Origin of the sequence: Kitasatospora sp. NPDC028055, assembly GCF_040637885.1 — a bacterium.
Lineage (GTDB): Bacteria > Actinomycetota > Actinomycetes > Streptomycetales > Streptomycetaceae > Kitasatospora.
The window spans coordinates 1-6590 of record NZ_JBEZXE010000099.1 but is presented as its reverse complement, the minus strand read 5'-3'; the positions used below and the strand labels follow the sequence as shown (position 1 = coordinate 6590).

Genomic DNA, 6590 nt, shown 5'->3' with positions numbered 1-6590 from the left:
GGGAACAAGACAACGCAAAGCGCGGTGAACACTGAAACGGCAGCGAGAGATTCTGAAAAGAAAAAGCAAAAAATTGCTTGACTCTCACGGAGGAAAACGTAATATACGTCACCTCGCAGCAACGACCCAGAAGGTCAAATTTCAATATGAAATGCTGCAACGCTCTTTAACAATTTATCAGACAATCTGTGTGGGCACTCACAGGACACTATCAAAAAAATATTTGATTTTAAGTCTTGAAGAGTGACTAACACGTTAATTCATATATATGAAATAAGGTAGTAACGCTTATTTTGGAAGGATAACGCGAAGGCAAGCAGAGATAACCCGAGACAGTACTTAGGTACGGCGAGGGTAAGCGATGCGAAGCCGACAAAGTTAGCCGAACAAAAGAACGTTACGGTCAGTAAGACATTCTTTGAGCATCAAGCTATTTTAATTGAAGAGTTTGATCATGGCTCAGATTGAACGCTGGCGGCAGGCCTAACACATGCAAGTCGAGCGGTAACAGGGGAAGCTTGCTTCTCGCTGACGAGCGGCGGACGGGTGAGTAATGTATGGGGATCTGCCCGATAGAGGGGGATAACTACTGGAAACGGTAGCTAATACCGCATAATCTCTAAGGAGCAAAGCAGGGGAACTTCGGTCCTTGCGCTATCGGATGAACCCATATGGGATTAGCTAGTAGGTGAGGTAATGGCTCACCTAGGCGACGATCCCTAGCTGGTCTGAGAGGATGATCAGCCACACTGGGACTGAGACACGGCCCAGACTCCTACGGGAGGCAGCAGTGGGGAATATTGCACAATGGGCGCAAGCCTGATGCAGCCATGCCGCGTGTATGAAGAAGGCCCTAGGGTTGTAAAGTACTTTCAGTCGGGAGGAAGGCGTTGATGCTAATATCATCAACGATTGACGTTACCGACAGAAGAAGCACCGGCTAACTCCGTGCCAGCAGCCGCGGTAATACGGAGGGTGCAAGCGTTAATCGGAATTACTGGGCGTAAAGCGCACGCAGGCGGTTGATTAAGTTAGATGTGAAATCCCCGGGCTTAACCTGGGAATGGCATCTAAGACTGGTCAGCTAGAGTCTTGTAGAGGGGGGTAGAATTCCATGTGTAGCGGTGAAATGCGTAGAGATGTGGAGGAATACCGGTGGCGAAGGCGGCCCCCTGGACAAAGACTGACGCTCAGGTGCGAAAGCGTGGGGAGCAAACAGGATTAGATACCCTGGTAGTCCACGCTGTAAACGATGTCGATTTGAAGGTTGTTCCCTTGAGGAGTGGCTTTCGGAGCTAACGCGTTAAATCGACCGCCTGGGGAGTACGGCCGCAAGGTTAAAACTCAAATGAATTGACGGGGGCCCGCACAAGCGGTGGAGCATGTGGTTTAATTCGATGCAACGCGAAGAACCTTACCTACTCTTGACATCCAGAGAACTTAGCAGAGATGCTTTGGTGCCTTCGGGAACTCTGAGACAGGTGCTGCATGGCTGTCGTCAGCTCGTGTTGTGAAATGTTGGGTTAAGTCCCGCAACGAGCGCAACCCTTATCCTTTGTTGCCAGCGATTCGGTCGGGAACTCAAAGGAGACTGCCGGTGATAAACCGGAGGAAGGTGGGGATGACGTCAAGTCATCATGGCCCTTACGAGTAGGGCTACACACGTGCTACAATGGCGTATACAAAGAGAAGCGACCTCGCGAGAGCAAGCGGAACTCATAAAGTACGTCGTAGTCCGGATTGGAGTCTGCAACTCGACTCCATGAAGTCGGAATCGCTAGTAATCGTAGATCAGAATGCTACGGTGAATACGTTCCCGGGCCTTGTACACACCGCCCGTCACACCATGGGAGTGGGTTGCAAAAGAAGTAGGTAGCTTAACCTTCGGGAGGGCGCTTACCACTTTGTGATTCATGACTGGGGTGAAGTCGTAACAAGGTAACCGTAGGGGAACCTGCGGTTGGATCACCTCCTTACCATTGAAGTGTTTTTGTGAAGTGCTCACACAGATTGTCTGATAGAAAGTAGAGCAATAGGCTATACGTGGGAGACTTATTCGCAAGAATAGGGCTTACATGAAAAGCGCAAAAAGTTTTTGTGATTTTCGTGTCCCCTTCGTCTAGAGGCCTAGGACACCGCCCTTTCACGGCGGTAACAGGGGTTCGAATCCCCTAGGGGACGCCAATTGCGCCGATATCGAGTGAAAGACGATGTCCCCAATAATGATTAAGCCAATTATGTAGATAGTTGGTTTAACAATTATGCTCTTTAACAATCTGGAACAAGCTGAAAATTGAAAACAACGCACATTGTTTATCGCTTAAACAATGTGAGAGTCTCTCAAAATTTCAGACCTGAAATTTTCGGTCACTAACTCGAGCGGCATGCGCGAGCAGTGTGAAATTCAAGGCGGACAGCGCACAGCCAGCGCAGCGTACATAGGTACGTGAGCATGGCGAGCACTGCCCAACGAAGAAGTTCACCACGCACAGCCATGACAGTAAAGTGAACGTTGAAACAATTTCGGGTTGTGAGGTTAAGCGACTAAGCGTACACGGTGGATGCCTAGGCAATCAGAGGCGATGAAGGACGTGCTAATCTGCGAAAAGCGTCGGTAAGGTGATATGAACCGTTATAACCGACGATATCCGAATGGGGAAACCCAGTGCAATTCGTTGCACTATCGTTTGATGAATACATAGTCAAACGAGGCGAACCGAGGGAACTGAAACATCTCAGTACCTCGAGGAAAAGAAATCAACCGAGATTCCCCTAGTAGCGGCGAGCGAACGGGGAGCAGCCCAGAGTCTTAATCAGCATTAGCATCAGGAGAACAGTCTGGAAAGGCTGGCAGTAAAGGGTGATAGCCCCGTATCCGAAGGTGTTAGTGTTGTGAACTCGACGAGTAGGGCGGGACACGTGTTATCCTGTCTGAATATGGGGGGACCATCCTCCAAGGCTAAATACTCCTGATTGACCGATAGTGAACCAGTACCGTGAGGGAAAGGCGAAAAGAACCCCGGCGAGGGGAGTGAAATAGAACCTGAAACCGTGTACGTACAAGCAGTGGGAGCACCCTTTAGGGTGTGACTGCGTACCTTTTGTATAATGGGTCAGCGACTTATATTCTGTAGCAAGGTTAACCGTATAGGGGAGCCGTAGGGAAACCGAGTCTTAACTGGGCGAATGAGTTGCAGGGTATAGACCCGAAACCCGGTGATCTAGCCATGGGCAGGTTGAAGGTTGGGTAACACTAACTGGAGGACCGAACCGACTAATGTTGAAAAATTAGCGGATGACTTGTGGCTGGGGGTGAAAGGCCAATCAAACCGGGAGATAGCTGGTTCTCCCCGAAAGCTATTTAGGTAGCGCCTCGTGAACTCATCTTCGGGGGTAGAGCACTGTTTCGACTAGGGGGTCATCCCGACTTACCAACTCGATGCAAACTACGAATACCGAAGAATGTTATCACGGGAGACACACGGCGGGTGCTAACGTTCGTCGTGAAGAGGGAAACAACCCAGACCGCCAGCTAAGGTCCCAAAGTCATAGTTAAGTGGGAAACGAAGTGGGAAGGCTCAGACAGCCAGGATGTTGGCTTAGAAGCAGCCATCATTTAAAGAAAGCGTAATAGCTCACTGGTCGAGTCGGCCTGCGCGGAAGATGTAACGGGGCTAAACTATGCACCGAAGCTGCGGCAGCGATATGTAAATATTGTTGGGTAGGGGAGCGTTCTGTAAGCCTGTGAAGGTGTACTGTGAGGTATGCTGGAGGTATCAGAAGTGCGAATGCTGACATAAGTAACGATAATGCGGGTGAAAAACCCGCACGCCGGAAGACCAAGGGTTCCTGTCCAACGTTAATCGGGGCAGGGTGAGTCGACCCCTAAGGCGAGGCAGAAATGCGTAGTCGATGGGAAACGGGTTAATATTCCCGTACTGGTGATAATTGCGATGGGGGGACGGAGAAGGTTAGGCTGGCCGGGCGACGGTTGTCCCGGTTTAAGGATGTAGGCAGGTGAATTAGGCAAATCCGGTTCACTATATGCTGAGGTCTGATGACGAGTCACTACGGTGGCGAAGTAGCTCATACCCCGCTTCCAGGAAAAGCCTCTAAGCTCTAGATTATCATTAATCGTACCCCAAACCGACACAGGTGGTCAGGTAGAGAATACTCAGGCGCTTGAGAGAACTCGGGTGAAGGAACTAGGCAAAATGGTGCCGTAACTTCGGGAGAAGGCACGCTGGCATTAGGTGAAGTGGTTTACCCATGGAGCTGAAGCCAGTCGCAGATACCAGCTGGCTGCAACTGTTTATTAAAAACACAGCACTGTGCAAACACGAAAGTGGACGTATACGGTGTGACGCCTGCCCGGTGCTGGAAGGTTAATTGATGGGGTTATCCGTAAGGAGAAGCTCTTGATCGAAGCCCCAGTAAACGGCGGCCGTAACTATAACGGTCCTAAGGTAGCGAAATTCCTTGTCGGGTAAGTTCCGACCTGCACGAATGGCGTAATGATGGCCAGGCTGTCTCCACCCGAGACTCAGTGAAATTGAACTCGCTGTGAAGATGCAGTGTACCCGCGGCAAGACGGAAAGACCCCGTGAACCTTTACTATAGCTTGACACTGAACATTGAGCCTTGATGTGTAGGATAGGTGGGAGGCTTTGAAGCGTGGACGCCAGTCTGCGTGGAGCCAACCTTGAAATACCACCCTTTAATGTTTGATGTTCTAACGTTGCCCCGTTATCCGGGGTGCGGACAGTGTCTGGTGGGTAGTTTGACTGGGGCGGTCTCCTCCCAAAGAGTAACGGAGGAGCACGAAGGTTGGCTAAGCATGGTCGGACATCATGCGGTTAGTGCAAAGGCATAAGCCAGCTTGACTGCGAGAGTGACGGCTCGAGCAGGTACGAAAGTAGGTCTTAGTGATCCGGTGGTTCTGAATGGAAGGGCCATCGCTCAACGGATAAAAGGTACTCCGGGGATAACAGGCTGATACCGCCCAAGAGTTCATATCGACGGCGGTGTTTGGCACCTCGATGTCGGCTCATCACATCCTGGGGCTGAAGTAGGTCCCAAGGGTACGGCTGTTCGCCGTTTAAAGTGGTACGCGAGCTGGGTTTAGAACGTCGTGAGACAGTTCGGTCCCTATCTGCCGTGGGCGTTGGAAGATTGAAAGGGGCTGCTCCTAGTACGAGAGGACCGGAGTGGACGCACCACTGGTGTTCGGGTTGTCATGCCAATGGCATTGCCCGGTAGCTAAGTGCGGAAAAGATAACCGCTGAAAGCATCTAAGCGGGAAACTTGCCTTGAGATGAGTCTTCCCTGACCCTTTAAGGGTCCTAAAGGAACGTTTAAGACTAAGACGTTGATAGGTTGGGTGTGTAAGCGTAGCGATACGTTGAGCTAACCAATACTAATGAACCGTGAGGCTTAACCTGACAACACCGAAGGTGTTTTAGAGAGACGAGATAGTTTTCGAATGTGAGTGAGAAGCCGAAAGGTGACGGACACAGCAGCTTGTTCAAGATTGATGTTCTGGTTTAGCGAAGAAATGCGCTGAACGGGAACGAACCGAATTTGTCTGGCGGCAATAGCGCGGTGGTCCCACCTGACCCCATGCCGAACTCAGCAGTGAAACGCCGTAGCGCCGATGGTAGTGTGGGGTCTCCCCATGTGAGAGTAGGGAACTGCCAGACATTAAATTAGTGAGAAAGCCACCCAATGGGTGGCTTTTTTGCGTTTGGGGAATGGGGCCAAGAAAAGGCCGAGATGACGAGATAAATAACGCAAGCTAAGCGAATCAATAATCCCCTCAGCAACCAATCGTTGTGTTACCCGTGTTCTGTGTTCACGTCGTTATGACTTGTGATTAAAGCGGAGAAATCTTTGCAAGCTTATCAATAATCCTTCTCAGTAACTAACATTACTGTGTTTTTTACTTCTTATTAGATTATGGTGAAGTAGATGACAATATTTTGATTTTTCTAGTTAATGAATTGATTTTATTATTTTTTATTAATTAATTTGAATTGGTAGACCCTTTTGGTTAAGGGAAGAAGAAGATTAGATTAGCTCTAATTAATATCAAAAGTGTATAAGTTAAATCAGTATCTATAAATTATCATGAGTAGATAAAAAATATATAAAATCAGCTAGTTGCGTCTCTGCTATATTTGAAAAGAAATCAAGACAAGTCACTTGGCATGAAATTATTTCAATCACCCTTGAAATACTCGACAAGGTGCTTAACATTGGTTAGATTATTTAGCATTCTAGAAGTCTAAACGTATAAAAGTGTAAAAAGGGGATGAACGATGCCGATTCGTTTACCAGACGAGTTACCTGCTGTGAATTTCTTGCGCGAAGAAAATGTTTTTGTCATGACAACGACAAGGGCTAGCCTTCAGGAGATCCGTCCCTTGAAAGTATTAATATTAAACTTAATGCCCAAAAAAATAGAAACTGAAAACCAGTTCCTAAGGCTATTGTCGAATACACCTTTACAGGTTGATATTCAACTATTGAGAATTGACCAAAGAGAGTCAAAAAATACACCGATAGAGCATTTGAATAATTTTTATTGTGAT

General features: G+C 48.4%; 1 protein-coding gene, 1 tRNA gene and 3 rRNA genes. All 5 read left to right on the top strand.

Annotated features, from left to right (window positions below):
- The first annotated feature begins 436 nt into the window (after window positions 1-436).
- Window positions 437-1976 (top strand): 16S ribosomal RNA (locus AB0F71_RS39615).
- A 132-nt stretch (window positions 1977-2108) separates the two neighbouring features.
- Window positions 2109-2184 (top strand) — tRNA-Glu (locus AB0F71_RS39610).
- Between the two features lie 350 nt (window positions 2185-2534).
- Window positions 2535-5441, top strand: a 23S ribosomal RNA gene (locus tag AB0F71_RS39605).
- Between the two features lie 142 nt (window positions 5442-5583).
- A 5S ribosomal RNA gene (rrf, locus tag AB0F71_RS39600) occupies window positions 5584-5699 on the top strand.
- The 16S, 23S and 5S rRNA genes sit together here with 1 tRNA gene alongside, the layout of an rRNA operon.
- Window positions 5700-6317: 618 nt before the next feature.
- A partial coding sequence (locus tag AB0F71_RS39595) for a homoserine O-succinyltransferase (protein WP_360246099.1) occupies window positions 6318-6590 on the top strand: 273 nt, incomplete at its 3' end.